At 38.8% G+C, this 24,751-nt stretch carries 24 protein-coding genes, 3 tRNA genes and 2 pseudogenes; 11 read left to right on the forward strand and 18 right to left on the reverse strand.

Going from position 1 to position 24,751, the window contains the following annotated elements; all coding sequences use genetic code 11:
• The first annotated feature begins 1 nt into the window (after nt 1).
• Both nagZ and rlmC read left to right on the forward strand, forming a co-directional pair.
• Nucleotides 2-1,048, forward strand: coding sequence for a beta-N-acetylhexosaminidase (gene nagZ, locus BKK54_RS09475; protein ID WP_077542839.1), 1,047 nt, complete (start codon nt 2-4; stop codon nt 1,046-1,048).
• Nucleotides 1,045-2,196 carry a 23S rRNA (uracil(747)-C(5))-methyltransferase RlmC gene (rlmC, locus tag BKK54_RS09480; RefSeq protein ID WP_077542925.1) on the forward strand — a complete coding sequence of 384 codons (1,152 nt, stop codon included), beginning with the start codon at nt 1,045-1,047 and terminating at the stop codon, nt 2,194-2,196. The genes nagZ and rlmC overlap by 4 nt, the downstream gene beginning before the upstream one ends.
• A 191-nt stretch (nt 2,197-2,387) precedes the next feature.
• On the opposite strand, the gene BKK54_RS09485 is transcribed toward rlmC, so the two are convergent.
• The 10 genes from BKK54_RS09485 to BKK54_RS09530 form a co-directional block, all read right to left on the reverse strand.
• Nucleotides 2,388-2,463, reverse strand: a tRNA-Lys gene (locus tag BKK54_RS09485).
• 173 nt (nt 2,464-2,636) lie between these two features.
• The gene (gene pal / locus BKK54_RS09490; protein ID WP_077542840.1) at nt 2,637-3,104 is read right to left on the reverse strand and encodes a peptidoglycan-associated lipoprotein Pal; all 468 of its coding nucleotides are present in this window, start codon (nt 3,102-3,104) and stop codon (nt 2,637-2,639) included.
• Nucleotides 3,105-3,125: 21 nt separating this feature from the next.
• Nucleotides 3,126-4,409 (reverse strand): Tol-Pal system beta propeller repeat protein TolB, encoded by a 1,284-nt coding sequence (gene tolB, locus BKK54_RS09495; protein WP_077542841.1) that lies wholly within the window; start codon nt 4,407-4,409, stop codon nt 3,126-3,128.
• Nucleotides 4,410-4,453: 44 nt separating this feature from the next.
• Nucleotides 4,454-5,524: a cell envelope integrity protein TolA gene (gene tolA / locus BKK54_RS09500; protein ID WP_077542842.1), complete on the reverse strand. Its 1,071-nt coding sequence runs from the start codon at nt 5,522-5,524 to the stop codon at nt 4,454-4,456.
• Nucleotides 5,525-5,539: 15 nt separating this feature from the next.
• On the reverse strand, nt 5,540-5,959 hold the full coding sequence (tolR, locus tag BKK54_RS09505; RefSeq protein WP_077542843.1) for a colicin uptake protein TolR: 420 nt from the start codon (nt 5,957-5,959) through the stop codon (nt 5,540-5,542).
• Nucleotides 5,960-6,026: 67 nt separating this feature from the next.
• Nucleotides 6,027-6,719: a protein TolQ gene (tolQ, locus tag BKK54_RS09510; RefSeq protein ID WP_077542844.1), complete on the reverse strand. Its 693-nt coding sequence runs from the start codon at nt 6,717-6,719 to the stop codon at nt 6,027-6,029.
• A gap of 3 nt (nt 6,720-6,722) precedes the next feature.
• Nucleotides 6,723-7,145, reverse strand: a complete 423-nt coding sequence (gene ybgC / locus BKK54_RS09515) for a tol-pal system-associated acyl-CoA thioesterase (protein ID WP_077542845.1) — start codon at nt 7,143-7,145, stop codon at nt 6,723-6,725.
• Between the two features lie 89 nt (nt 7,146-7,234).
• On the reverse strand, nt 7,235-7,519 hold the full coding sequence (gene ybgE, locus BKK54_RS09520) for a cyd operon protein YbgE (protein WP_077542846.1): 285 nt from the start codon (nt 7,517-7,519) through the stop codon (nt 7,235-7,237).
• 110 nt (nt 7,520-7,629) lie between these two features.
• Nucleotides 7,630-8,766 carry a cytochrome d ubiquinol oxidase subunit II gene (gene cydB / locus BKK54_RS09525; RefSeq protein ID WP_077542847.1) on the reverse strand — a complete coding sequence of 379 codons (1,137 nt, stop codon included), beginning with the start codon at nt 8,764-8,766 and terminating at the stop codon, nt 7,630-7,632.
• Nucleotides 8,767-8,780: 14 nt separating this feature from the next.
• The gene (locus BKK54_RS09530; RefSeq protein ID WP_077542848.1) at nt 8,781-10,346 is read right to left on the reverse strand and encodes a cytochrome ubiquinol oxidase subunit I; all 1,566 of its coding nucleotides are present in this window, start codon (nt 10,344-10,346) and stop codon (nt 8,781-8,783) included.
• Nucleotides 10,347-10,917: 571 nt separating this feature from the next.
• Between BKK54_RS09530 and BKK54_RS09535 the strand changes: the two genes are divergently transcribed.
• The gene (locus BKK54_RS09535) at nt 10,918-12,249 is read left to right on the forward strand and encodes an anaerobic C4-dicarboxylate transporter (protein WP_077542849.1); all 1,332 of its coding nucleotides are present in this window, start codon (nt 10,918-10,920) and stop codon (nt 12,247-12,249) included.
• Between the two features lie 165 nt (nt 12,250-12,414).
• On the opposite strand, the gene BKK54_RS09540 is transcribed toward BKK54_RS09535, so the two are convergent.
• Both BKK54_RS09540 and trmB read right to left on the reverse strand, forming a co-directional pair.
• Nucleotides 12,415-12,759 carry a YggL family protein gene (locus tag BKK54_RS09540; protein WP_077542850.1) on the reverse strand — a complete coding sequence of 115 codons (345 nt, stop codon included), beginning with the start codon at nt 12,757-12,759 and terminating at the stop codon, nt 12,415-12,417.
• Between the two features lie 82 nt (nt 12,760-12,841).
• On the reverse strand, nt 12,842-13,582 hold the full coding sequence (trmB, locus tag BKK54_RS09545) for a tRNA (guanosine(46)-N7)-methyltransferase TrmB (protein ID WP_077542926.1): 741 nt from the start codon (nt 13,580-13,582) through the stop codon (nt 12,842-12,844).
• Between the two features lie 102 nt (nt 13,583-13,684).
• Here trmB and priA point away from each other — a divergent pair, with 102 nt between their 5' ends.
• From priA to BKK54_RS09575, 6 genes and pseudogenes are all read left to right on the forward strand, one after another.
• Nucleotides 13,685-15,877, forward strand: coding sequence for a primosomal protein N' (gene priA, locus BKK54_RS09550; RefSeq protein ID WP_077542851.1), 2,193 nt, complete (start codon nt 13,685-13,687; stop codon nt 15,875-15,877).
• 77 nt (nt 15,878-15,954) lie between these two features.
• Nucleotides 15,955-16,758, forward strand: a complete 804-nt coding sequence (gene ftsN / locus BKK54_RS09555; protein ID WP_077542852.1) for a cell division protein FtsN — start codon at nt 15,955-15,957, stop codon at nt 16,756-16,758.
• 110 nt (nt 16,759-16,868) lie between these two features.
• Nucleotides 16,869-17,696, forward strand: coding sequence for a bis(5'-nucleosyl)-tetraphosphatase (symmetrical) ApaH (gene apaH / locus BKK54_RS09560; RefSeq protein WP_077542853.1), 828 nt, complete (start codon nt 16,869-16,871; stop codon nt 17,694-17,696).
• Nucleotides 17,697-17,737: 41 nt separating this feature from the next.
• Nucleotides 17,738-18,384: pseudogene (locus BKK54_RS09565) on the forward strand (HI_0552 family protein).
• A gap of 78 nt (nt 18,385-18,462) precedes the next feature.
• A complete protein-coding gene (locus BKK54_RS09570) occupies nt 18,463-19,797 on the forward strand; it encodes an NAD(P)/FAD-dependent oxidoreductase (protein WP_077542854.1) in 1,335 nt (444 codons plus the stop codon).
• A gap of 146 nt (nt 19,798-19,943) precedes the next feature.
• Nucleotides 19,944-20,132, forward strand: a complete 189-nt coding sequence (locus BKK54_RS09575) for a transposase (protein ID WP_077542855.1) — start codon at nt 19,944-19,946, stop codon at nt 20,130-20,132.
• 132 nt (nt 20,133-20,264) lie between these two features.
• Here the strand turns inward: BKK54_RS09575 and BKK54_RS11675 are convergent.
• Both BKK54_RS11675 and folD read right to left on the reverse strand, forming a co-directional pair.
• Nucleotides 20,265-20,369, reverse strand: a pseudogene (locus tag BKK54_RS11675) (IS1595 family transposase); the annotation flags it as partial.
• Between the two features lie 31 nt (nt 20,370-20,400).
• Entirely contained in the window at nt 20,401-21,261 is an 861-nt protein-coding gene (folD, locus tag BKK54_RS09580; RefSeq protein ID WP_077542856.1) for a bifunctional methylenetetrahydrofolate dehydrogenase/methenyltetrahydrofolate cyclohydrolase FolD, read from the reverse strand.
• Nucleotides 21,262-21,436: 175 nt separating this feature from the next.
• Between folD and BKK54_RS09585 the strand changes: the two genes are divergently transcribed.
• Together BKK54_RS09585 and BKK54_RS09590 are read left to right on the forward strand one after the other, a co-directional pair.
• A tRNA-Pro gene (locus tag BKK54_RS09585) sits at nt 21,437-21,513 on the forward strand.
• Between the two features lie 56 nt (nt 21,514-21,569).
• Nucleotides 21,570-21,646: transfer RNA gene (locus tag BKK54_RS09590), tRNA-Arg, on the forward strand.
• A gap of 1,044 nt (nt 21,647-22,690) precedes the next feature.
• Here BKK54_RS09590 and crp read toward each other — a convergent pair.
• From crp to dut, 4 genes are read right to left on the reverse strand one after another with little or no spacing between them, the layout of a single operon-like run.
• Complete coding sequence (gene crp, locus BKK54_RS09595) at nt 22,691-23,362, reverse strand: cAMP-activated global transcriptional regulator CRP (protein ID WP_077542857.1); 672 nt, start codon at nt 23,360-23,362, stop codon at nt 22,691-22,693.
• Nucleotides 23,363-23,381: 19 nt separating this feature from the next.
• Nucleotides 23,382-23,600 (reverse strand): YheU family protein, encoded by a 219-nt coding sequence (locus BKK54_RS09600; protein ID WP_077542858.1) that lies wholly within the window; start codon nt 23,598-23,600, stop codon nt 23,382-23,384.
• 21 nt (nt 23,601-23,621) lie between these two features.
• On the reverse strand, nt 23,622-24,278 hold the full coding sequence (gene slmA / locus BKK54_RS09605) for a nucleoid occlusion factor SlmA (RefSeq protein ID WP_077542859.1): 657 nt from the start codon (nt 24,276-24,278) through the stop codon (nt 23,622-23,624).
• Nucleotides 24,279-24,281: 3 nt separating this feature from the next.
• The gene (gene dut / locus BKK54_RS09610) at nt 24,282-24,737 is read right to left on the reverse strand and encodes a dUTP diphosphatase (RefSeq protein WP_077542860.1); all 456 of its coding nucleotides are present in this window, start codon (nt 24,735-24,737) and stop codon (nt 24,282-24,284) included.
• Between the last annotated feature and the right edge of the window lie 14 nt (nt 24,738-24,751).

Here is a 24,751-nt window from a genome sequence, read left to right on the forward strand (position 1 = left end):
TATGTCTACATTATTAATTGATCTTGAAGGCTATGAACTGACCCAAGAGGAAGTGGAGTTATTGTCTCATCCTTTGGTAGCTGGGATAATTTTGTTTACACGCAATTTTTATAATCGTGAACAAATTCAATATCTTATAGCATCGGTTCGTAAACGTGTAAAAAAACCATTATTAATTACTGTTGATCAAGAAGGTGGACGGGTACAACGCTTTCGAGAAGGTTTTACGCAATTACCGGCAATGCAGGCTTTTGCACAATTATCCAAGAATTCACTTCAACAGCAAACTTGGGCACGTGAAACCGGTTGGCAAATGGCAGCAGAAATGATTGCACTTGATATTGATTTAAGCTTTGCCCCCGTTTTAGATTTAGGTCATGAATGCCGAGCTATTGGTGATCGTAGTTTTACAAGTGATGTTCAAAGTGCGGTCAGTTTAGCGAGTGTTTTTATTGAGGGTATGCATGAAGTAGGCATGGCAGCAACGGGGAAACATTTTCCCGGACACGGTCATGTGTTGGCTGATTCTCATTTAGAGACACCTTATGATGAACGCTCTCAAACGGAGATTTTTAGTCAAGATATTCAACCTTTTCAACAATTAATCCGACAGAAAAAACTGGACGCGATTATGCCAGCACATGTTATTTACTCACAATGTGATAACCAACCGGCGAGCGGCTCAGAATATTGGTTAAAAGATATTTTACGTGGGCAATTAAACTTCAAAGGTGCGATTTTTTCAGATGATCTTGGGATGAAAGGAGCAGGATTTATGGGGGATTTTGTTGAACGGAGTGAAAAAGCATTGAATGCCGGTTGTGATTTATTATTGCTTTGTAATGAACGGAAAGGAGTGATTCAAGTTCTTGATAATTTGAAACTGACAGAAAATCAACCTCACCTTGCTCAACGGCAAACTCGTTTAAATACCCTCTTTAAGACAAACTCCCTCACCTGGGAAGAATTGACGAAAACTTCGCGCTGGTTAGAAAATCATGAAAAACTGACCGCACTTCAACAAGAATGGTTAGCCCAAAAAATATGATTCACTGCCATCATTATCAAAAGGGAGACTGTCGCTCATGTCAATGGCTTGAAATGCCTTATGAGCGACAAATTTCTGAAAAGATAGCCCATCTTAAGGATCAACTCGCCTCTTTAAACTGTGATAATGTAGTTTGGGAGCGGCCTTTTCAATCCTCACAAACCGTATTTCGTAATAAAGCCAAAATGGTGGTCAGTGGCGCGGTAGAAAAGCCTATTTTGGGTAATTCTCAAAGTTCAGTCGATTTATGCGATTGCCCTTTATATCCTATAAGTTTTAGTGCAGTTTTTCCTATTATTAAGGATTTTATTGGGCGTGCAGGGTTGGTGCCGTATAACGTAGAAAAGCGAAAGGGTGAGCTAAAATATATCTTACTCACCGAAAGCACGGCAACAGGAAAATTGATGTTACGGTTTGTGTTGCGCTCCGAAAATAAATTACCATTAATTCAGCGTGAACTAAAAGCACTTTTAACTAAATTGCCACAACTTGAAGTCGTGAGTGTTAATTTACAGCCTCAGCATGCTGCCATTTTAGAAGGTGAAAAAGAAATCTTTTTAACCGAGGAGCAGTATCTACTGGAAAATTTTAACAATGTGCCACTTTTTATTCGTCCCCAAGGCTTTTTTCAAACTAATCCTCATGTTGCCTCGGGACTTTATGCTACAGCACAACAATGGGTTAAGGGATTACCTATATCAAAAGTATGGGATTTATTTTGTGGTGTTGGGGGATTTGGTTTACATTGTGTAAAAGCTTTACAAGAAGCAACATCATCGCCTATTGAACTTACAGGGATCGAGATTTCTTCCTCCGCTATTTTTGCAGCAAAAATGTCTGCCCAAGCATTGGGTATGAAGAGAATAAAATTTCAATCTTTAGATGCAGCAAATTTTACTTTGAATCAACATGAAACTAAACCTGATTTAGTTATTGTTAACCCACCCCGTCGTGGTATTGGTCAACAATTAAGTGAATTTCTCAATAATATGAAACCGCATTTTATTTTATATTCTAGCTGTCATGCCGTTTCAATGAGCAAAGATTTACAATATCTTACACATTATAACCCAACGAGAATTCAACTGTTTGATATGTTTCCTAATACGGCACACTACGAAGTACTCGTGCTATTAGAATGTTGCTAGATGAATAGTTGTCTTTACTGATTAAATAGCTATTGCTGTATTGATACTTATTAAGCAAAGAATTAGTAGGTTGAATAGTGTGTGCTATATTTAGGAATATTAATTAGTGAATAATGAGCTTAAATATTTAACCCAACCTTACAATCTTTATTAATAAGATATTTACTCTTTATCGTAATTCTAAGGCTAGATGGTGGGTCGTGAAGGATTCGAACCTTCGACCAACGGATTAAAAGTCCGCTGCTCTACCGACTGAGCTAACGACCCTAGGTCACTGATTATTTTCTGTAATGTTACTGATTTTATTTTTCAATGCAAGAATTTTTTTAGCTTTTAATACTTATTGGATAAACAAGCAACAATTTGTTGGGTATATGAACAAAAAACTAAAGGCAGAAGATCTGAATTTCTGCCTTTTGAAATTAAAATTTCTTTAACAATTAGTATGCTAATACTGCACGACGGTTTTTAGAATACGCAGCTTCATCATGACCTAAAACAGCTGGTTTTTCTTCGCCATAAGAAACGGTTGAAACTTTACTACCTTCTACACCTTTACCAGCTAAGAAAGATTTAACTGCATCTGCACGACGTTGACCTAAAGCAATGTTGTACTCAGGTGTACCACGTTCGTCAGTATTACCTTCAACAACCACTTTTGATGCAGGTGTTGCATTTAAGTATGCTGCGTGAGCATCTAAGATTTGAACGTATTCACCTTCAATATTGTATTTGTCAAAACCGAAATACACGGTGTTGTAACGTTGTTGAAGATCTTCAACAGAGTAACCACCGAAAGTTTGACCACTTGTTGCGCCGTTACCAGCTGCATCATTGTTAGAAGAGCTACATGCTGCTAATGCAGCGACAGAACCTGCAACTAATAATGATTTAACAAATTTGTTCATTAGATTCTCCTAATTACATTTTTATTTAGTTAAATATGGCGACCAAGCTGGAAATTTCACTTGGCCGTTACTTCCTGGAAGACTCGCTTTAAAGCGACCATCTGCAGAAACCAATTGTAGCACCTTTCCTAATCCTTGGGTAGAACTATAAATAATCATAATACCATTAGGAGAGATACTTGGACTTTCCCCTAAGAAAGATGTACTTAAAACCTCAGAAGCACCTGTTGTAAGATCCTGTTTAACAACATTGTTATTACCATTAATCATGACAAGTGTTTTGCCATCAGCGCTGATTTGAGCACTACCCCGACCACCTACAGGCGTTGCTCCACCACCATTTGCACTCATGCGATATACTTGAGGTGAACCACTTCTATCAGAAGTGAATAAAATAGAGCTCCCATCCGGTGACCATGAAGGTTCAGTATTATTTCCTACCCCTCGTGTTAACTGAGTTGCTGAACCACCATTTGAACTCATCACATAAATATTCAATGCACCATCTTGTGACGAAGCAAAAGCTAAGCGAGATCCATCAGGAGAGAACGCAGGCGCACCATTATGTCCAGGAAATGAAGCAACCACTTTACGAGCACCGGAACCCAAATCTTGTACGACTAATTGTGATTTCTTATTCTCGAAAGAAACATAGGCTAGACGTTTACCATCAGGTGACCAAGCAGGAGACATAATAGGTTGTGAACTGCGATTTACAACAAACTGATTATACCCATCATAGTCAGCTACACGAACCTCATAGGGTTGTGAGCCACCATTTTTTTGCACCACGTAGGCAATACGTGTTCTGAAAGCCCCACGAATAGCAGTCAATTTCTCAAACACTTCATCACTAACAGTATGTGCACCATAACGTAGCCACTTATTTGTCACAGTATAGCTGTTTTGGGCAAGTACTGAACCCGCATTACCAGATGCCCCAACCGTATCAACAAGCTGATAAGAAATATTATAACCACTACCGGTCGCTGTTACTTGTCCTACAACAACAGCATCAATACCTAAAGCACTCCAAGCTTCCGGATTGACTTCAGACACAGAAGTCGGTTTTTGAGGCATTTGAGCCACGGGAATCGGATTAAATTTACCACTATTACGTAAATCATCCGCAACAATTTTACCAATATCTTCAGGTGCAGATCCTGCAAATGGCACGACTGCAATTGGACGAGCACCATCAACACCTTCATCAATCACAATACGAACTTCATCTTCTGCGACAGCATTACCTACGAAAGCAAGAACGATTGCAAACGCGCCTAAAAGCTTTTTAATTAATTTCATTTTGTTACCCTTGAGTAAACTGATTAATACTTTCCAAAAATTAATTACTTAATATCAAAATCAATAATTGGTGCTTTATATTTATTGTACACAGCATCTGACGGTGCAGCAGGAACTTTTTTTGTTCTTGCAACAGCACTTAACGCAGCTGTACAAATATCTTCCGGACCTGATACTTTCTGATACCCCAAAATCGTACCATCTCTGCCTAACTGAATTTTGATACGGCAAACTTTACCGGCAAAACTAGGATCTTTTAAGAAACGACGCTGAATTTCTCTTTTAATGACACCTGCATACTGATCACCCACTTTGCCTCCGTCACCAGCACCTAATCCAGCCCCACTGCCTTGCGAGCCTCCTTTATTGGCATTACCACCTTTAGAAGCACTACCGCCACCAATATTACCGCCATTCATAAAATCATCTAAAGCAGCCTGATCGGTCTTCCGTCTTGCTGCAGCTTCAGCAGCCGCTTTCGCTTCTAATTCGGCTTTTTGTTTTTCTTCTGCTTGTTTTTTGGCTTTTTCTTCAGCCTGTTTTTTTGCTCTTTCTACCGCTGCCTTCTCGGCTTTTGCTTTCGCTTCTTCTTCCGCCTGTTTTGCCGCCACCGCTAAACGTTTGGCCTCTGCTTCTGCTTTTAACTTGGCGGCTTCAGCCATCTGTTTTGCCTTAGCCTCTTCCGCCTGCTTTTTTAAAGCTTCCTGATGGGCTATTTCTAGCTGTTTTTGTTTTTCCGCTGCTTCTTGTTTCTGACGCTCAATTTCTCTTTGACGCTGAATTTCCTGTTGGCGTTTTAGCTCTTCTTGTTTAGCAATTTCTTGTTGACGAATGTCTTCTTGTTCTACCGTCGGTTTTTCTTCAACAACAGCCTCAGACTTTTTTTGTTTATCGGCTTGACCTTTTTTCTGCTGTTGGATGCGTCCCCATTCTTGCGCAGCATTACCGGTATCAACCATGACTGCACCTAGCGCTTCGCCATCACCTTCACCACCGCCCATAATTTCAACAGTTTGATAGAAAGAACTCCAAATCAACAGCCCAAATAAAGCAAGGTGCATAAGAATCGAAATGACAAACGCATTCGCTCCTTTTTTTTGTCGATTATTCTGCACGTTTTACCTACTCGATTAAATTGGATTTGTCATTAAACCAACAGATTTAATACCTGCCAAATGAAGTAAATTCAACGCTTTAATGACTTCCTCATAAGGCACTTCTTTTGCTCCTCCAACAAGAAACATCGTATTATTATCTTTATCAAATTCTTGTTTTGATAGTTGTGTTACCATTTCTTCTGTCAATCCTTCTTGACGGTTTCCAGCAATAGAAAGGGCATACTGACCTATGCCGGAAACTTCCAAAATAACAGGCGTTTTATCTTCATTTGATACATTTTGACTTTGAACCGAATCCGGAAGTTCAACTTGCACACTTTGACTAATGATAGGGGCTGTTGCCATGAAAATTAGCACAAGTACAAGCAATACATCCAAGAACGGAACAATATTAATTTCAGATTTGATCTCTTTACGTGGACGACGAGCCATATTTTCCTCTAAAATTTTGCTAAAAATGACCGCACTTTCCTAAAGTACGGTTGATTTCCCTATTATTTTAATGGGAATTAGGCGCTTTACCAAAGGCTTGGCGATGTAAAATCGTAGTAAATTCATCAATAAAGTTACCATAATTTTGTTCAATCGCATTCACACGTAAACTTAAACGGTTATAGGCCATTACGGCAGGAATCGCTGCAAATAAGCCAATTGCTGTTGCAATTAAAGCTTCTGCAATACCTGGTGCAACCATTTGCAAAGTCGCTTGTTTTGCACCACTTAATGCCATAAATGCGTGCATGATCCCCCACACTGTTCCAAATAAGCCAATATAAGGGCTAACGGAAGCGACGGTTGCCAAAAATGGAACTCGACTTTCAAGAGCCTCAACCTCACGATTCATCGCTAAATTCATCGCACGGGTTGTTCCTTTAATAATGGCTTCAGGCGCATCTGCATTCACTTGTTTTAAACGTGAAAACTCTTTAAAGCCGACAAAGAAAATTTGTTCGCTACCAGATAATAAATCACGACGATTAGATAGACCTTCATACAATTTATTAAGATCCTCGCCAGACCAAAATCTATCTTCGAAAGCATTTGCTTCCTTTAGTGCGTTTCTCAATACACGACTACGTTGAATAATAATTGCCCAAGATATAATAGAAAATAAAATTAAAATCACAATGACAAGCTGTACAACGATACTTGCTTTTAGAAAAAGATCTAAAAAATTTAATTCTGCGGTCATCACCTACTCCGAGAAAGTTATATTGTTTGAAAAGGCGGATTTTATTTCAGTTGGAATTGCCACCGGTTTCATTTTTCCAAGATCAACATAGGCTACTTTTACAGTAGCCTTCGATAGAATTATTGTTTCTCGTACTAGTCGCTGCTCAAAAAGGATTGTAGCCCCTTTTATTGCGGTGACTTCTGTTTCAACAATAAGATAATCATCCAATTTTGCCGGAATGCAATAGTCAATTGCCATTGATTTGACAACGAACGCTGCTTGTTGTTCCTGTAATAATATTTGTTGAGAAAAATTCTGCTTTCTTAGATACTCTGTTCTTGCACGTTCAAAAAAATGCAGGTAACGTGCGTGATAAACCACTCCACCTGCATCTGTATCTTCATAATACACCCGAACCGGGAAACGAAAGATCCTTGAATCCACACGATTTTCCTTATTCAACAACCTAAGGTTGCGTATTTTAGAGTCAGATCCTACTATTCGCAAGTACTTTCAAATAGGCAAGATCGAATTTATGAATAATGTAAAACTATTAAGGATAAAAACGAGAAATAGCCCAAATAAGGGGAAAATATCGCTTTCCAAAAAGTGTGCTTAATCTCAAAGCCAATTCCGTGAATCCATGCGCAAACTACCCCCCATAGAATGAAAAGAACTAGGAACGGGTTAGCTGTTCTTAATTGAGTAGAAAACTGATTGAAATTAAACAGAAAGACAAGCGTCAAGATAATCGCTAAGATAAATGAAAGGGTTCTAAACGAACCCTTGTTAACATATTGATAGAGAAACTGAATCATTATTCGTCAAATTGCCCTAAATTTTCTTTGTTTTTTGTGACTTTAACGCTTGCAAAAATTGCCGCTAAAATACCCACTACCCAAATTATATATAACATCTCATATCTCCTTTAGTATAATGAGTTTGTGTTTTCTTCCACAAAACGCTCATCCAAACGACCAAACATTTTAATGTATGACCAAATGGTATAAGCAAGGGAAATAACCACAAATACTAGCGCTAAGAAAAGCATCCAAGTAAGCGTTAATTCGCTAGATGTCGCATCCCACATTAACAAACTTTGTTCAGGATGTGAGCTTGAAGGCATCACAAATGGGAACATAGAAACTGCGGCAGTGATAATCACGCCAGCCATAGTTAATGAGGAGAATAAAAATGCAAATCCACAACGATTCGCTTTTGAGAAAACCACATTCAATAATGCACTTGCCATGGCTAATGCAGGGAAAATCCATAAAATAGGCATCTCATTAAAGTTTCTGAACCATGCTCCAGTTTCAACTGCAACTTCTTTACCCATAGGAGAAGATGGTGCAAAGTGATCAACTGTACTGGTGACAACATAACCCTCTTTGAAGTATAGCCACACCCCAGCAAGAACAAACGCGATTAAAGTGACAAATGCACCAACTTGGGTTATCGCACGAGCTCGATCTCTTAATTCTGAGGTCGTTTTCATTTGTAGCCAATTTGCACCGTGTGTTACAAGCATTGCTAAGCTAATCACACCGCATAGCAAGGCAAATGGATTTAATAATGCAAAGAACGAACCGGTATAAGTTACCTGTGCGATTTCGTTAAATTCAAATGGAACACCTTGTAGTAAGTTACCAAATGCCACACCGAAAACTAACGCTGGGACAAAACCTCCGGCAAACAAGCCCCAATCCCATACTGTACGCCATGTCGGGTTATCAATTTTTGCACGATATTCAAACCCGATTGGACGGAAGAAAAGTGCAGCTAACACCAACACGAGTGCAATATAGAAACCAGAGAATGATACCGCATAGACAATTGGCCATGCCGCGAACACCGCACCACCAGCTGTTAATAACCAAACTTGGTTACCATCCCAGTGAGGGGCAATTGAGTTTATCATAATACGGCGTTCCACTTCTTTTTTACCGGCAACAGGTAAAAGTGCGGTTACGCCCATATCAAATCCATCAGTTACAGAGAAACCGATCAATAATACAACAACTAACACCCACCAAATAAAACGTAGAAATTCATAATCAATCATAATTCGTCTCCTGCTTATTTAGATGATTGTTCAAAGTAGTATCTGCCGGTTTTCAATGCACTCGGGCCCAAACGTGCATATTTAAACATTAAATACATCTCTACAATGATAAACGCCATATAAAGTGCACAGATCAAACCAATAGAGAACCAAAGATCACCAACTCCTAAATTTGAAGCAGATACGCCCACCGGTAACACTTCATAAATTGCCCATGGCTGACGACCATACTCTGCTAAAAACCAGCCACATTCAATAGCAATCCAAGGTAGAGGTAAACTCCATACTAATGCTTTTAATAATAATGGACTTTGAGTCACTTTATTACGTAGATTTTGAACAAAAGCACCGAATGCTAATAAGGCAAGTAAACCACCAACAGCAAGCATTACACGGAATGCCCAAAAGTTAGGACCTACGTTTGGAATAGTATCTCGTGCAGCTTGTTTAACTTGTTCTTCTGTCGCATCCACTACTTTATCGGTATAGCGTTTTAGTAATAAACCAAATCCAAGATCTTTTTTCACTTCTTCAAATTTTGCTCTCGTTTCTGGATTCACTTGACCCGATGCTTTTTTCTCTGCTTTTAATTGAGTGAAAAGATCATAAGCCACGATACCACTGCGTACTCTTTGCTCATTTAAAGCTTGGAGTTCTTTTAAACCTGTGATTTCTTTATCAAAAGAACGAGTTGCAACAATACCGCCTATCATTGGTACACTAATTTCGAAATCATTTTTCATTTCAGCTGTGTTAGGTATCGCAGCGATATGAAACGCAGCCGGTGCAGGCTGAGTTTCAAACTCAGCTTCCATCGCTGCTAATTTTACCGGTTGTGCTTTACCAATATCATAACCTGATTCATCACCGAGAATTAATACTGAGATAGCTGCAATAAAACCAAAGGTTGCTGCAATCGAGAAGGAACGTTTTGCAAATCCAAGATCACGACCTTTTAATAGATAGTATGCACTAATCCCTAATACAAAGAACGAGCCTGTTACATAACCGGCAGAAAGCGTATGTAAGAATTTACTTTGAGCAACCGGATTTAGCCATAAATCCATAAAGCTTGTCATTTCCATACGCACAGTTTCAAAATTGAATTCCGATGCAACAGGATTCTGCATCCAACCATTTGCAACAAGAATCCACATTGCAGAAAGGTTCGAACCAAAGGCAACACAGTATGTAGCTAGTAAGTGTTTACCTTTAGATAAACGATCCCAGCCAAAGAAGAATAAACCAACAAATGTTGATTCTAAGAAGAATGCAAGTAATGCTTCAATCGCCAATGGCGCACCGAAAATATCACCTACATAATGAGAATAGTAAGACCAGTTAGTACCAAATTGGAATTCCATAATGATACCGGTAGTCACCCCAAGGGCAAAGTTAATACCAAATAACTTACCCCAGAATTTTGTCATATCTTTATAGACTTCTTTGCCAGTTACAACATAGGTGGTTTCCATAATTACCAATACGAAAGTCAAACCTAATGTTAAAGGGACAAAAATGAAGTGATATAACGCAGTCAAGGCAAACTGCAAGCGAGAAAGTTCAACAACGTCTAACATCTCAACCTCTTGTAAAAATTACAAGTCATTCACTATGATTAATAAAGGTCACCCTTAAATAACCACCCCAAACTTAATCCCGCTAAAATAACCGGACTAAGCAAACACTGAATATCCACACACAACAAATCCTTTTGCACATTTCACAAAACAATAGGTTATAAAGTAGATAACTCAAGATACATCAGTATTTTACTACTAATCATAAGGATAAAAAACATCAAAAACGTTATCTCGATCACATTTTTGATATAAACAGGGAAATAACCTTTATAAATTATATTTTTATAAATTGATCCATATCAAATTTGGAAATTCTCAATAAAAAGAAATTCATCATTAAGAACAAAATTAGCGTTCATATTATTTAATACCAAACAAAAATATTGAATGTTTTTTATTCATTACTACATTCATTCCAAAAATGAAACCGTTTTCTAACATTATTCTTACAAGCTAGAAGCCAAATTAAATTTAGTATAAAAATCCCCCGTAAAATGACAAACATCTTCTAGCCTTATTCCTCAAAAGTGGTATGATTCGCGCAGTTTTTAACTTTTTTGAGGTATTTATGCTTTATTTAGAATTTTTATTCTTGTTATTAATGCTTTACGTAGGAAGCCGATTTGGCGGTATCGGATTAGGCGTGGTATCCGGTATCGGATTGGCAATTGAAGTATTTATATTCCGAATGCCGGTAGGAAAAGCCCCAATTGACGTAATGCTCATCATTCTTGCTGTAGTCACATGTGCTTCCATACTGGAAGCTGCCGGCGGTTTAAAATTTATGTTACAAATCGCAGAACGAATTCTTCGTAAAAATCCTAAACGAGTCACCTTACTCGGTCCATTAGTAGTGTATTTTTTAACCTTTATGTTAGGTACCGGCCATTCTGTTTATACAATTATGCCAATTATTGGTGACGTTGCACTAAAAAATAAGATTCGTCCTGAACGCCCAATGGCAGCTTCTTCTGTTGCCTCCCAATTAGCCATCACCTCCAGCCCACTTTCTGCAGCCGTAGTCTTCTATTTAGGTAAAATTACAGCGATGCCGGGCTTTGAACATATTAGCTTATTAGATATTATTTGTGTCACCGTACCCGCAACTCTTGCCGGCACTATTGCGCTTTCCTTATATAGTATGCGTCGTGGCAAAGAGCTAGATCAAGATCCAGAATATCAACGTCGTTTAGAAGACCCTATATGGCGAGATCGTATTTTAAATACCACGAGTACAACCTTAAATGAAGCACTTCCTCAAGGTGCAAAGAAATCTGTTTATCTTTTCTTATTAGCCTTAGTCGTTATTGTTGCTATCGCAATGATTCCTGATATTCGTACTATTGCAGGCAATAAACCAATTTCTATGTCACTTATCATCCAAATGATGATGCTATGCTTCGGTGGGATTATTTTACTTGCCACAAAAACGAATCCACAAATTGTACCAAACGGCGTTGTCTTTAAATCCGGTATGGTGGCAGCCATTGCCATTTATGGTATCGCTTGGATGAGTGATACTTACTTTCAGTATGCTATGCCTGAATTTAAAGTCGCAATCACAGGTATGGTACAAAGCTATCCTTGGACATTTGCTCTAGCTTTATTTGCAGTATCCGTGGTCATTAATAGCCAAGCTGCAACGGCTGTTATGTTACTCCCCGTTGGTATTGGTTTAGGTATCCCCGCACCAATTTTGGTGGGATTAATGCCTGCAACCTACGCTTATTTCTTTATCCCTAACTATCCATCAGATATTGCAACTGTAAACTTTGACGTAACAGGAACAACAAAAATTGGTAAGTATTATTTCAATCACAGCTTTATGATCCCAGGGTTGATCGGTGTTGTAGTTGCTTGCCTTGTTGGAGTAACTGTTGCAGAACTCATCATTAACTAATTTCCTTAGAAAAGCACCTAACTAAACAGGTGCTTTTTCATTACTCCCTGCTCTCAAAGTGCGGTCATAAAGAGTATCGTTTTTTCGACTATTCCTGATATTGCTAATCTTGAAAAAACAGCATAAAAAGATAAGAGTGTTATGCTGTTTCTTGATGTGAAGAATTTAACCTTCCGAGACCGGATAATCCCACCAAATATCAAATAATTCACTGATTTCGATTTGTTGTAACCCGTTGTTTTCCAACCATGTTTTTACGATTTCACGATGGCTTTCATCACATTTACCCATTTTTTCTAAGCACACTAAACCTTCCCAGTGTAAATAGCCGCTGCCTTCATAAGCGAGTCCATTTGGTTGAATGACTTCGCTAATGAAACGATCAACAACTTCATCCACCGCTTCAATTGAAGTGCCTTCGGCAAATTGGAAATTGACCAAAAAACCTAATTCTTGGAACTCGGCAAGATGAAGTTTTTTACGTTGACGTTGATTGTAAGATTTAGACATTTTGAGGTTCTCCTATTTAAATTGTTGCGAGGAATTAATGTGGCGCATCAGAATTTCACTGATGCCTTTATAAAATCAAAAATTATTTCTTCGTAAAGAATAAGTCCCAAACACCATGACCTAGTCGTTGTCCACGTGCTTCAAATTTTGTTAATGGACGAAAACTCGGGCGGGGAATATAGTCGCCCTTTTCTGATGTGTTGGATAAATTTGTATTGGCGCTGAGTACCTCAAGCATTTGTTCTGCGTAGTTTTCCCAGTCCGTTGCCATGTGAATAAAACCCTGTTCACCCAGTTTTTTCACCACTTGATCGACAAAGTGCGGCTGAACAATACGGCGTTTATGATGTTTTGCTTTATGCCAGGGATCGGGGAAAAAGAGTTGTAACCCGCCCAATGTATTATCCGCAATACTATCGCGTAAAATTTCAGTAGCATCGTGACAGATTACTCGAAGATTTTTCACACCTTTCTCTACGGCATAAGCAATACAAGCACCGACACCCGGAGTATGGACTTCAATACCAAGATAATTTTTATCCGGATTGGCAGAAGCCATATCCACTAAGGATTTCCCCATACCGAAACCGATTTCCAAAATCACCGGATTGGTATCACCATAAATTCTTGCAAAATCAAAAGGGGTGGTTTGATAATCTAAGCCTAACCTCCCCCAATGCTCGTTCATCATATTTTTTTGAAATTCACTTAAACGCCCGGTGCGTAGCACAAAACTACGCACTTTACGTTTATAACGACCATCTTCGGTAAATTCGGCCGTTTCTACGGTTTTACGTTTTTGATCGGCAAAGGTATGTGTCATAACGTTTAGATTGCAAAATGAATATGTAAAATTGCCGGCGATTATACACGAAATCATTTCGTTTTCCCGTATAATACGCCAAATTTTTTCCTGAAGGTGATTATGAAAATTGTCCGTGTTGCACTGCCTGTGCCGCTTCCCCGTTTGTTTGATTATCTTGTTTCTGATGATATGCCATTGGTTGTAGGCTCGCGCGTACTTGTTCCCTTCGGCACGCAGAAAAAAGTCGCGATTGTGGTGGAATTGCCGGAAACCACGGAGATACCAAAGGATAAATTAAAGGAAATTATTGCGATTTTAGATTCAACCTCCTTATTCTCTTTCACCACTTGGGAATGGTTGTTATGGGCAGCGAATTATTATCAAGCTCCATTGGGGGAAGTGCTATTTCAAGCATTGCCGGTGAAATTACGTCATGGTGAAAGTGCGGTGAAAAATGACCGCACTTTTTGGCGTATCACCGATGAGGGAAAAAACGCCCTATGGCGTGGTGAATTAACGCGTTCGAAAAAACAAGCGGAAGTTTTGAGATGTTTGTTGGAAAAGGACTTAGAAAAAGGGGAGGGAGATTTCAGCTACTCTGTGTGGTCGGCATTAAAAAGCAAACATTTTGTGAAGGAAATCTCCGTTCAAAAGGAACCAAAAAGTTGGCAATCTGTTCTAGGCAATAATCCTTTAGTAAATAGTGATAATCGTCTGACTTTAAATAAACAGCAAGCTTTAGCATTTAGCCAATTAATGTTTCAACGTGAATTTAACGTATGGTTGCTGGATGGCGTAACGGGTTCCGGTAAGACAGAAATTTATTTGCAATATATTGAAGAAATATTGAAATCCGGCAAACAGGTGTTGGTGTTGGTGCCGGAAATAGGGCTTACACCACAAACTGTTCAACGTTTTAAAAAGCGTTTTAATGTGGAAATTGATGTTCTACATTCCAATCTGAATGATACCCAAAGGTTCAATGTGTGGATACGGGCTAAAACAGGGCAAAGTGCGGTGGTGATTGGGACGCGATCTGCATTATTTACACAATTTGCAAATTTGGGGGCGATTATTTTGGATGAGGAACATGATGCTTCTTTCAAACAACAAGAGGGGTGGCGTTATCATGCCCGTGATTTGGCAATTGTGCTTGCTCAAAAACTGAATATTCCAATGTTGATGGGATCGGCAACACCCAGTTTGGAAAGTATTAATAATGTCCAAAATGGTAAATATAAACATCTGACCTTGTCAAAAAGAGCCGGCAATACGACCGCACTTCGCCAATTTGTTATTGATTTAAAAAATCAGCCAGTGCAACAGGGGCTATCGCAGCCGTTATTGGCTAGAATGAAAAATCATCTTGAAAAAGGCAATCAGGTTTTATTATTTCTCAATCGTCGTGGCTTTGCCCCTGTTTTGCTTTGCCACGAATGTGGTTGGATTGCCCAATGTCCCCATTGTGAAAAACCTTATACCTATCATCAACATCAACGTGTGTTGCGTTGTCATCATTGTGGCTCACAAAAAAACATCCCACGTCAATGTGGTGATTGTGGTTCGCCCCATTTAGTCACAACAGGGCTTGGTACGGAACAGTTGGAAGAGACCTTGAAAGCTCAGTTCCCTACTTATTCGGTGGCTCGTATTGACCGAGATAGCACATCTCGAAAAGGCGCCTTGGAAAACTATTTAGAGGCGATTCAAAAAGGGAAAAGCCAAATTTTAATCGGTACACAGATGTTGGCAAAAGGACATCACTTTCCTAATGTCACGTTGGTTGCCTTAGTAAATGTGGATAGTGCGTTGTTTTCGTTGGATTTTCGTGCAGAAGAACGATTGGCGCAGCTTTACGTGCAAGTCTCCGGTCGCTCAGGTCGTGCAGAAAAACAAGGCGAGGTCGTATTACAAACCCATTATCCGGATCATCCGTTATTGACAACGTTATTAGAGAAAGGCTATCAGGCATTTACGGAAGAAACCTTACGTTTACGCCATACCATGGGATTACCGCCTTTTAGCTTTCAAGCCTTGTTTAAAGCCCAAGCTCGCGATTCTGAGCAGGCTGAGGAATGTTTAATTCGGATCGCAGATTTTTTTCATTCAAAGCAAATTGAAAGGTTACAAATTTTAGAGCCGCTGCCTGCACCATTTAGCAAAAAAGCGGGACAATATCGTTGGCAACTGCTTTTGCAACACCCCTCTCGTAGAGCATTACAAAAAGCATTAAGTGATTACCGGCAGGCAAATTTGGAAAAAAATAGCCAAGTGCGGTTGGTTTTAGATGTAGATCCTCTGGATTTAAGCTAGAAAATCACAATATTTTTCAGTAAACTTGGCGAGTTTTACAAAATTTTTAGAAATCATTTAATGTTTAGGATTTTATTGTGGCACATCGAGATTTTGCCGCTCGTCGCGGTTCAAATAAGAAAAAGAAGACAACAAATAAAAATATATTAATTGGTATTGCTTTAGCAGTATTAATTGGCTTTGGTGTCGGACTTTATTTTTTAAAGAGCAAAACGCCTGAGCCGGTTTCAACCGTGGTAACCCAGCCTGAAAAAACACAGCCGAAAAGCGTATTACCTAATCGACCGGAAGAAGTGTGGAGTTACATTAAGGCGTTAGAAACCCGTACTGTACCGGTGGATGATAAGCCCGCCAGTGTAGAAAAAAATATGCGCCTAACGGAAGAACAGCGCCAAGTACTGATTCAAATGGAAAAAGAACAAAAAGCGGCAGAAGAAGCACGCAGATTGGCGGAAAAACGTAAAGCCGAAGAGGCTGAAAAAGCCCAAAGGGCTGTGGAAACAGTGAAGGCTGACCTACCAAAACAAGAGGTGAAGAAAGCGCCTGAAATTGTGAAGAAGTCTGAGCCTGTGAAAAAGCCGGAAACGGTGAAAATTGAGACGGCAAAAAAAGTTGAAACAAAAACCGAGGAAACTCAACCAGCAAATACCGCGGCTACAACCGGTGGTAAACGTTTTGGTTTACAATGTGGTGCGTTTAAAAATCGTGCACAAGCAGAAAACTTACAAGGTCGTTTAGTCATGTCTGGTATTAATGCGCAGGTGATGGTGAATGGCGAGTGGAATCGAGTTCGAGTAGGACCATTCGCAAACCGTGATGCAGCGGTGCAAGCGCAAGATAAAGCAAAATCTGTGACAGGTTGTGTGATTATCGGTATGTAGGTTTCACGATAATATAGGTAATAGCGCTTATACATCCCAGAATGAATAGCGTATGAAAAAGTTTCACGGATAGTTTAATTATCACAATTCACTTAAAAAAATAATCAGAAATGGCAACTTATTTAGTCGGTGATTTGCAAGGTTGTTTTGATGAGTTACAACTTCTATTATCACGAGTTCAATTTAATCCCGCACAAGATAAACTTTACCTTGTGGGCGATTTGGTGGCCCGTGGCGATAAGTCCCTAGAATGCTTACGTTTTGTTAAAAGTCTAGGGAACGCAGCACAAACGGTACTTGGCAATCACGATTTACATTTAATTTCGACCGCACTTGGTATTAAAAATGTGAAACCACGTGATCGTGTGGAAGCCATTTTTAATGCCCCCGATTTTGAGGAACTGATTGACTGGCTTCGTCATCAACCACTACTGATACACAATGAAACTCTTGGTTTTGTGATGGTTCATGCCGGTATTTCACCGGATTGGGATCTTACAACGGCGAAAACTTGTGCAAGAGAGGTGGAAGAGATTTTACAACATGGTGATTTTGTTAACCTAATTTCACAAATGTATGACAATCAACCTGAACATTGGTCGCCTCATTTGCAAGGAATTGAGCGTTGGCGTTATACCATTAATGCCTGTACCCGCATGCGTTTTTGCTATTGGGATCATCGTTTAGATTTTGCTTGTAAACGCCCCCCCAAAGATGCTCCAAAAGAGCTCACACCTTGGTTTAATTTGAATAATCCGCTTTATCAAGAAATTCCCATTCTATTTGGACATTGGGCAAGTTTGATAGATGAAACCACACCTCCCAATATTTATGCTCTGGATACCGGGTGTGTTTGGAACAATAGAATGACAATGTTGCGCTGGGAAGACAAACAATATTTTACTCAAAGTGCGGTCAAAAATTACTGTGATTTTTAATGAGAGTGCTTTTCGCGCTTGTGTTTCTAGAAATGCCAACCATGTTCACTTTATCTGAAGAATCTTGTGATCTTTTTAATATTCCATTCTTCCAATTTTCTCAAATGAAGAAATTTTGTCCTGAAGATATTCCGATGATAAAAGCACGTTATAAAGCGGAATGGAATAATTGGAAAGGAATAATTCAGGCTGTATCTCATCAACTTGGAACACCATTTGCCAAACCACATGTTGAAAGTTGGACAAATGGATGGCAAGTTAGGGCTCACTTCTTTGCTTTTTTAAATATGAATTTAATCAAAACTCGGCTGCTATTTTTTCTATCTTATTGAATCGTCGCCGTCTTTCGGTCAGTTTGGATTGGCATTGCTATCGTGCAGATCGTTCACAAATTAATATTCAACAATATAACCAGTGGTTGGAAAATTTTGATTTTTCACGCTTTGCAAAATTTGATTTATGGCGCAGTGATGAAAGTGAATATGATGATTTTAGAAAAGTCTCTCAATTTTCGGAAGATGACTTAAGTTTACGTCACGACCAGGATTTTTGGTGTATTGGAAAGAACGTAGAAAAATCGGAGTTAGCATGTTTAAATCCCGTTGAGTTTATTACAAAAACCATTCTAGCGCTCGCACCTCTATATGAGCGTATACACCAAATCTCATTATCTTCTCATATTGAATAATGATTTTTTTCCGTTCCTTATGTTATCATTACACCAATTTAACATTTTTAACAAATTTTATTATTTCAGGAGAATTTCATGAAAAATATCGTGATCGTTGGCGGGGGAGCTGGAGGTATTGAACTCGCAACTTTCTTAGGCGATAAACTTGGACGTAAAAAACAAGCAAAAGTTACACTTGTGGATCGTAATGCGACACATCTTTGGAAACCGCTATTACACGAAATTGCTACGGGTGTAATGGATGATGGGGTGGACTCATTAAGTTATCGTGCACATGGTAAAAATCATTATTTCAGCTTCGAACAAGGTTCAATAACACGTATCAACCGTGAACAAAAATATATAGAGCTTGCACCGATTTATGGTCAAGAAGGTGATATGCTTGTGATTGCTCGCCGTATTCCTTACGATTATTTAGTCATGGCAATTGGGAGTAAGTCTAACGATTTCAATACAAAAGGAGTGGCTGAAAACTGTATTTTCTTAGACAGTTCTGACCAAGCGTTACGTTTTCAACATAAAATGTTGGAATTGTTCCTAAAATTCTCTGAAAATCGTGCACTAGATGATATTGGTGAAGAGGAATCAAAACAAAAACTCGTCGATGAAAACAAAGTTAATATTGCCATTGTGGGCGGCGGTGCTACAGGGGTAGAGCTTACTGCAGAACTTTATCATGCTGCAGAAGATTTATCTTCTTATGGTTACGGTAAAATTGATAGTGCTTGTTTACAAGTGACTCTCGTTGAGGCAGGAGAACGTTTACTACCTGCATTACCAGAAGACTTGTCAGCTGCCGTATTGGAAGAACTTCGTGAAATGGGGGCTAATGTAAAACTTGGCACGATGATCACTGAAGCTCAGCCCAATACGCTTCTCACTAAAGACGGAGAAGAAATCAAAGCGGATCTCATTGTTTGGGCGGCAGGTGTAAGAACATCAACCGTAACCCAACATTTTGATGGTTTAGAAATTAACCGCATCAACCAATTAGTGGTAAGAGATACATTACAAACTACGATTGATGATAGCATTTTTGCTATTGGTGATTGTGCGGCATTAACCCAAGAAAACGGGAAATTAGTACCGCCACGTGCTCAAGCTGCACATCAAATGGCAAAGGCTTGTGCCAAAAATATCTTTTCAATTTTTGAAAACAAACCGTTAAAAGCATTTAAATATAACGATAAAGGCACGCTTGTTTCGCTTTCTAGCTTTACTGCATTGGGTAGCTTAACAAATAAATTTGGTAAAAACCCATTAACCGTACACGGTAAATTTGCTCAGTTTGCTTATGTTTCTCTTTATCGTATGCATCAACATGCATTACACGGCTGTATTAAAATTGGTCTGATTATTCTAGTTGATAAAATTAATCGTTATTTAAAACCGAGATTAAAGTTACATTAATCTATAAAAATATCGCTTAAAATAATCTGCACCCCAAAAGTTGGACTAAACTTCAACTCACATAAGGTGCAGATTTGTAATGGTCTCCTCCCTGCAACATTTCAAAGACTGTTTTTGATAAACTTTCCTAAAAATGGAAAACAAAAATGGTTAAAAAATTCACACCGGATTACAAAAAACAGTGCGTTGAAATGGATCTTGCCAAACAGCATACAACCGTCCAAATCTGTAAAACGATGGGCGTGAGTCAATCGGCTATAAATCGTTGGGTTCGGCAATTTCAGCTGGAAAATCAAGGTATTACTCCAAAAGCAGCCGCTATCACCGCCAAGTAGCGGGAAATTCAACGGTTACCGGCAGAAGTGGAGCAACTTCGTAGCGACAATTGCGTTGCTAAAAAAGGTTTCAGCCTTCTTGCTCAAGGACAACTGACCAACCACATTAAGGCTCTAGGGCGAGAAGGCGTGAATACCGAGTAAATCTGCTGCTGAGCGAGCCGTTACTTCTAATACAGAAAACTCAAGGAGCTTTTTCTGTATAGATTTCTTTAATTTACAATGAGTTATCTTCATTTTTGTAGATTAACATACTAGCTAATCTACGTCAGTCCCTAACATTATTGCTATGTTCATAGGCGTAGAGTGTGTTATGCATTAACATTGCAACGGTCATCGGCCCCACACCGCCTGGAACGGGGGTAATATAACTGGCTTTTTGAGCGGCTGCCTCAAATCCTATATCACCTACTAGTTTTCCTTCCATTCGATTAATACCGACATCAATGACAATAGCCCCTTCTTTTACCCATTCGCCTGGTACAAGGTTTGGTTTGCCTACAGCGACAACTAGAACATCAGCTTGACGGACGTAGTTTTCAAGATTTTTTGTAAAACGATGAGTAACAGTTACCGTCGCACCTGCAAGTAATAATTCTAAGGACATCGGGCGACCAACAATATTTGATGCCCCAACAATCACTGCATGTTTACCATGCAAATCGACACCAGTTGTTTCCAATAGCTTCATCACGCCATAAGGCGTACAAGCGCGTAAAGTGGGAATACGCTGACACAAACGCCCGACATTATAAGGATGGAAACCATCTACATCTTTTTGGGGAGTAATACGTTCAATAATAGCTTCTGAATTAATTTGTTTTGGAAGAGGAAGTTGTACCAGAATACCATCAATGGTTTCATCAGCATTTAATGTATCAATAAGTGTTAAAAGTTCTTGTTCCGTAGTCGTTTCTGGTAAATCGTAGGATTGAGAGAGAATACCTACTTCTTCACAGCTACGACGCTTACTTTCTACATAAACTTGGGAAGCAGGATCTGAACCGACAAGAATCACGGCAAGTCCGGGAGCACGCTTGATTTTATTACGATAGGTTGAGATTTTTTGTGAAATATCTGATTTTATTTGTTTGGAAAGCGTTGTACCTGAGATAATTTTTGCTGTCATTGGGAAGCCTTAATAATAAAAAGTAAACGTTTGCTATTTTAGCTAACAATAAAGAATTTTACAAAAATCAAATGTATTAGAACGGTAAATTGAGATAATTTTGAGCAATTAAATGTAAAAATAATAAAAACTGATTGACTGAATAATAAACCTCACTATAATTAAGCTCACTTTTCGGCGAGTAGCGCAGCTTGGTAGCGCAACTGGTTTGGGACCAGTGGGTCGTAGGTTCAAATCCTATCTCGCCGACCACTTCCTTCTTTTATATTTCCCTAGAAATTTCATACAGAAGATGTAACCCTTAAAATGCGCCCTTAGCTCAGCTGGATAGAGCAACGCCCTTCTAAGGCGTGGGTCAAAGGTTCGAATCCTTTAGGGCGTGCCATTTAGCTTCCTCTATTTTTCTACTAAAAGAAACGGGTTGGTACAAGCAAGGATTACTCAAAAGGGACTAAAACCTTATAAAGCAAGCCTTCAATCCTATTTTTTGAAAAATGAATAAAAAGCTGCATTTCCTACTAAAGTTCAAACATCTGTAAGTTTCGCATGGGAAATAATTGCTAAAACTACAGATTTAGTATCTACTTTAAAATCTTGATCTTTAAGGCAAAATTAAATCCAATAAGGTTGAATATGATTAAGGCTGAGGATCACAAACCGCCTACCAATAAATATTACGGGACCGAAGTAGATTATCTCTAAAGAATTAATTAGAGTCCTCAAACTTAACACTAAATTCATATTTTATATCTACTCACGTAAGTAGTATATCGAACATAAAGTTTATCTAGAAGAGCATTCCACTAAGGCCAACAATTAAGGAAAAATCCCTATAGATATAGGGATTTAAGATAAACCGAAGAACCAAATTATTTATTCTATTTTAAAGCATGCTGCGAACAAGAGATAGAAAAACAAATAATAGATTAAGGGAACCATTTAATGAACTTAAGAATAAATTATCTGTTCATAATGGGTTAACAAAGTATCATTGAGATTATGTTTATTAAATAAAAAAGAGTTGAGAGTAAATTTACGTTAAACCATTTTTCCACTATACCGTACTCACTACGACCAAAGGGGAAATAAAAAGGTAAGAGAAAAATACTGAAGTCTTTAGGGTGGTGAACTAGGCAGAATTGGTCTTAACAGCAAGTGGCTTACTGCGCGCATCCCTGCGGGATTTCTACCTAGCCCACCATTGAAGGTGTTCTAGTCTGTGCGACATAAAACAATATAAAAGGTTTTTCAACCTATTAAGCCACTTTTCAGGAGACCAATCCTGTTTTCCCTACATACCCTGTAGGAATCTTCTGTATCATAAAATCCTTTCAGTTCATTGTCAATTAATGTATATCTATTCGGGGATTAAATATCCAAAAAATAATGTTTTCGTATAAAAAAACCACCTTTCGGTGGCTTTACATTGCTATCTTACGCCATAAACAACAATCGTTTTTCCATGTGCGTGAATTAAATTTTGATCCTCTAACATTTTAATGATACGTCCTACTGTTTCACGGGAACAACCAACCATTTGCCCAATTTCTTGGCGAGTAATCTTTATCTGCATACCATCTGGATGAGTCATTGCTTCTGGCTGTTTTGCAAGATTAATCAGAGTTTGTGCAATACGCCCTGCGACATCTAAAAATGCGAGATTACTCACTTGACGAGATGTATTTTGCACCCGACGAGCTAATTGAGCCGTCAAAAACATAAGAATTTCAGGATTAATCTGGATCAATTGACGGTATTTTTTATAAGAAATTTCAGCCACCTCGCAAGGTGTTTTTGTTTTCACCCAAGCCGAGCGTTTTGATCCTTCATCAAATAACCCCACTTCACCAAAAAACTCCCCCGCACTGAGATAAGTTAAAATCATCTCTTTGCCTTCATCGTCCTTTGCCGAAACCATTACCGTTCCTTTAATTACATAATAAAGTGTGGTGGCATCTTCACCGGCGTGAATCAACGTCGATTTAGCAGGATATTTATGTAAATGGCAATGTGTCAAAAACCAATCTAAAGCGGGATCTCTTGTCGAATGTTCTTCAGAGGTTTGCTCCACTTCAACATCTGCATTGATATAATCTGACATATTGACTCCTTATCAGTTTCTATTTCAAAAACTCCATTTTATCTTTTACGTCAATGGATTCATGCAATTCTGACCAAACAACAACCGCACTTCCATTGCGGATTTTCGTTAATAATTGCGCTTTTTTTTGTGCAAGGGAGAGTTCTTCAACACCGTAATCTGTTCCCTCCCGCAATACCACACTTTCAATAATGTTATCAAGAGTTGTCGGTTCTAAGTCTTGCCACGGAATAATCATATATTTCCTTTAGAAAGTCAATCAAGCAAATAAGGGTTCAATAAAACGCCATTGTTGCTCAAAAGATTGATTTGAAGTTGCACGGAAATTGGTACGCACATAGCGCATAAACTGCCCCTCACACAAGGTCACCAAATGCGCAGCGATAATACGAACATCCACTGTAAAACCTTTCCCTTCACGTAATTTACGCATTTGTAAAATATTCACAAACTGCATTTCAAGACGATCAAAAAACTGTGCAACACGTACTTGTAACTGAGTATCTTCAAACATAAGTGCATGCCCAGTTAAGATTCGGGTCAAGCCCGGATTCTTGCGAGCAAAATCTAAAATCATTTGTAAAATATCGTGTACACGATTCATCGTATTTGTTTCATTACGAATTGAAGCATTAATTCGACTTACTAGACTACTTTCAATATTTTCAATCAAAGCTTCAAACATTTTTGTTTTACTTGGGAAATAGCGATAAAGTGCGGCTTCCGATACGCCAACCTCTTTTGCCAAACGTGCGGTTGTCATACGTTCCATCCCATACTCGGAATGCAATAGATGCGTCAACACGGTCAGCACTTGCTGACGACGCTCTTTCACCGTTCGTTTCTCAATTTTAGGGGCTTTTATTTCTGGTGCGATATCCTCAACACCGGATAAAGATAATTGTTCCTCAACCATAAATTACTGTTTACCTGAATGACCAAAACCACCCGAACCACGCTCAGTTTCTGTAAACTCACTGACGATGTTAAACTCCGCTTGAACCACAGGAACAAATACTAACTGAGCAATACGATCACCAACCTCAACTTTAAAAGGTTCAGAACCTCGGTTCCACATTGAAACCATTAATGGTCCTTGATAATCCGAATCAATCAATCCGACCAAATTTCCTAGTACAATACCATGTTTATGCCCTAACCCCGAACGAGGTAAAATCACAGCGGCAAGAGTTGGATCAGCAATATAAATGGATAAACCTGTTGGAATAAGTTTTGTTTCTCCCGGTTGAATCTCAAAAGTTTCATCAATCAACGCTCTCAGATCTAATCCTGCAGAACCCTCCGTTGCATAAGTAGGCAATGGAAAATCCTGACCAAGCCGTTGATCTATAATTTTCACATCAATTTTTTTCATTTCATACTCCATTT

Origin of the sequence: Rodentibacter genomosp. 1 (genome assembly GCF_001999285.1) — a bacterium.
Lineage (GTDB): Bacteria > Pseudomonadota > Gammaproteobacteria > Enterobacterales > Pasteurellaceae > Rodentibacter.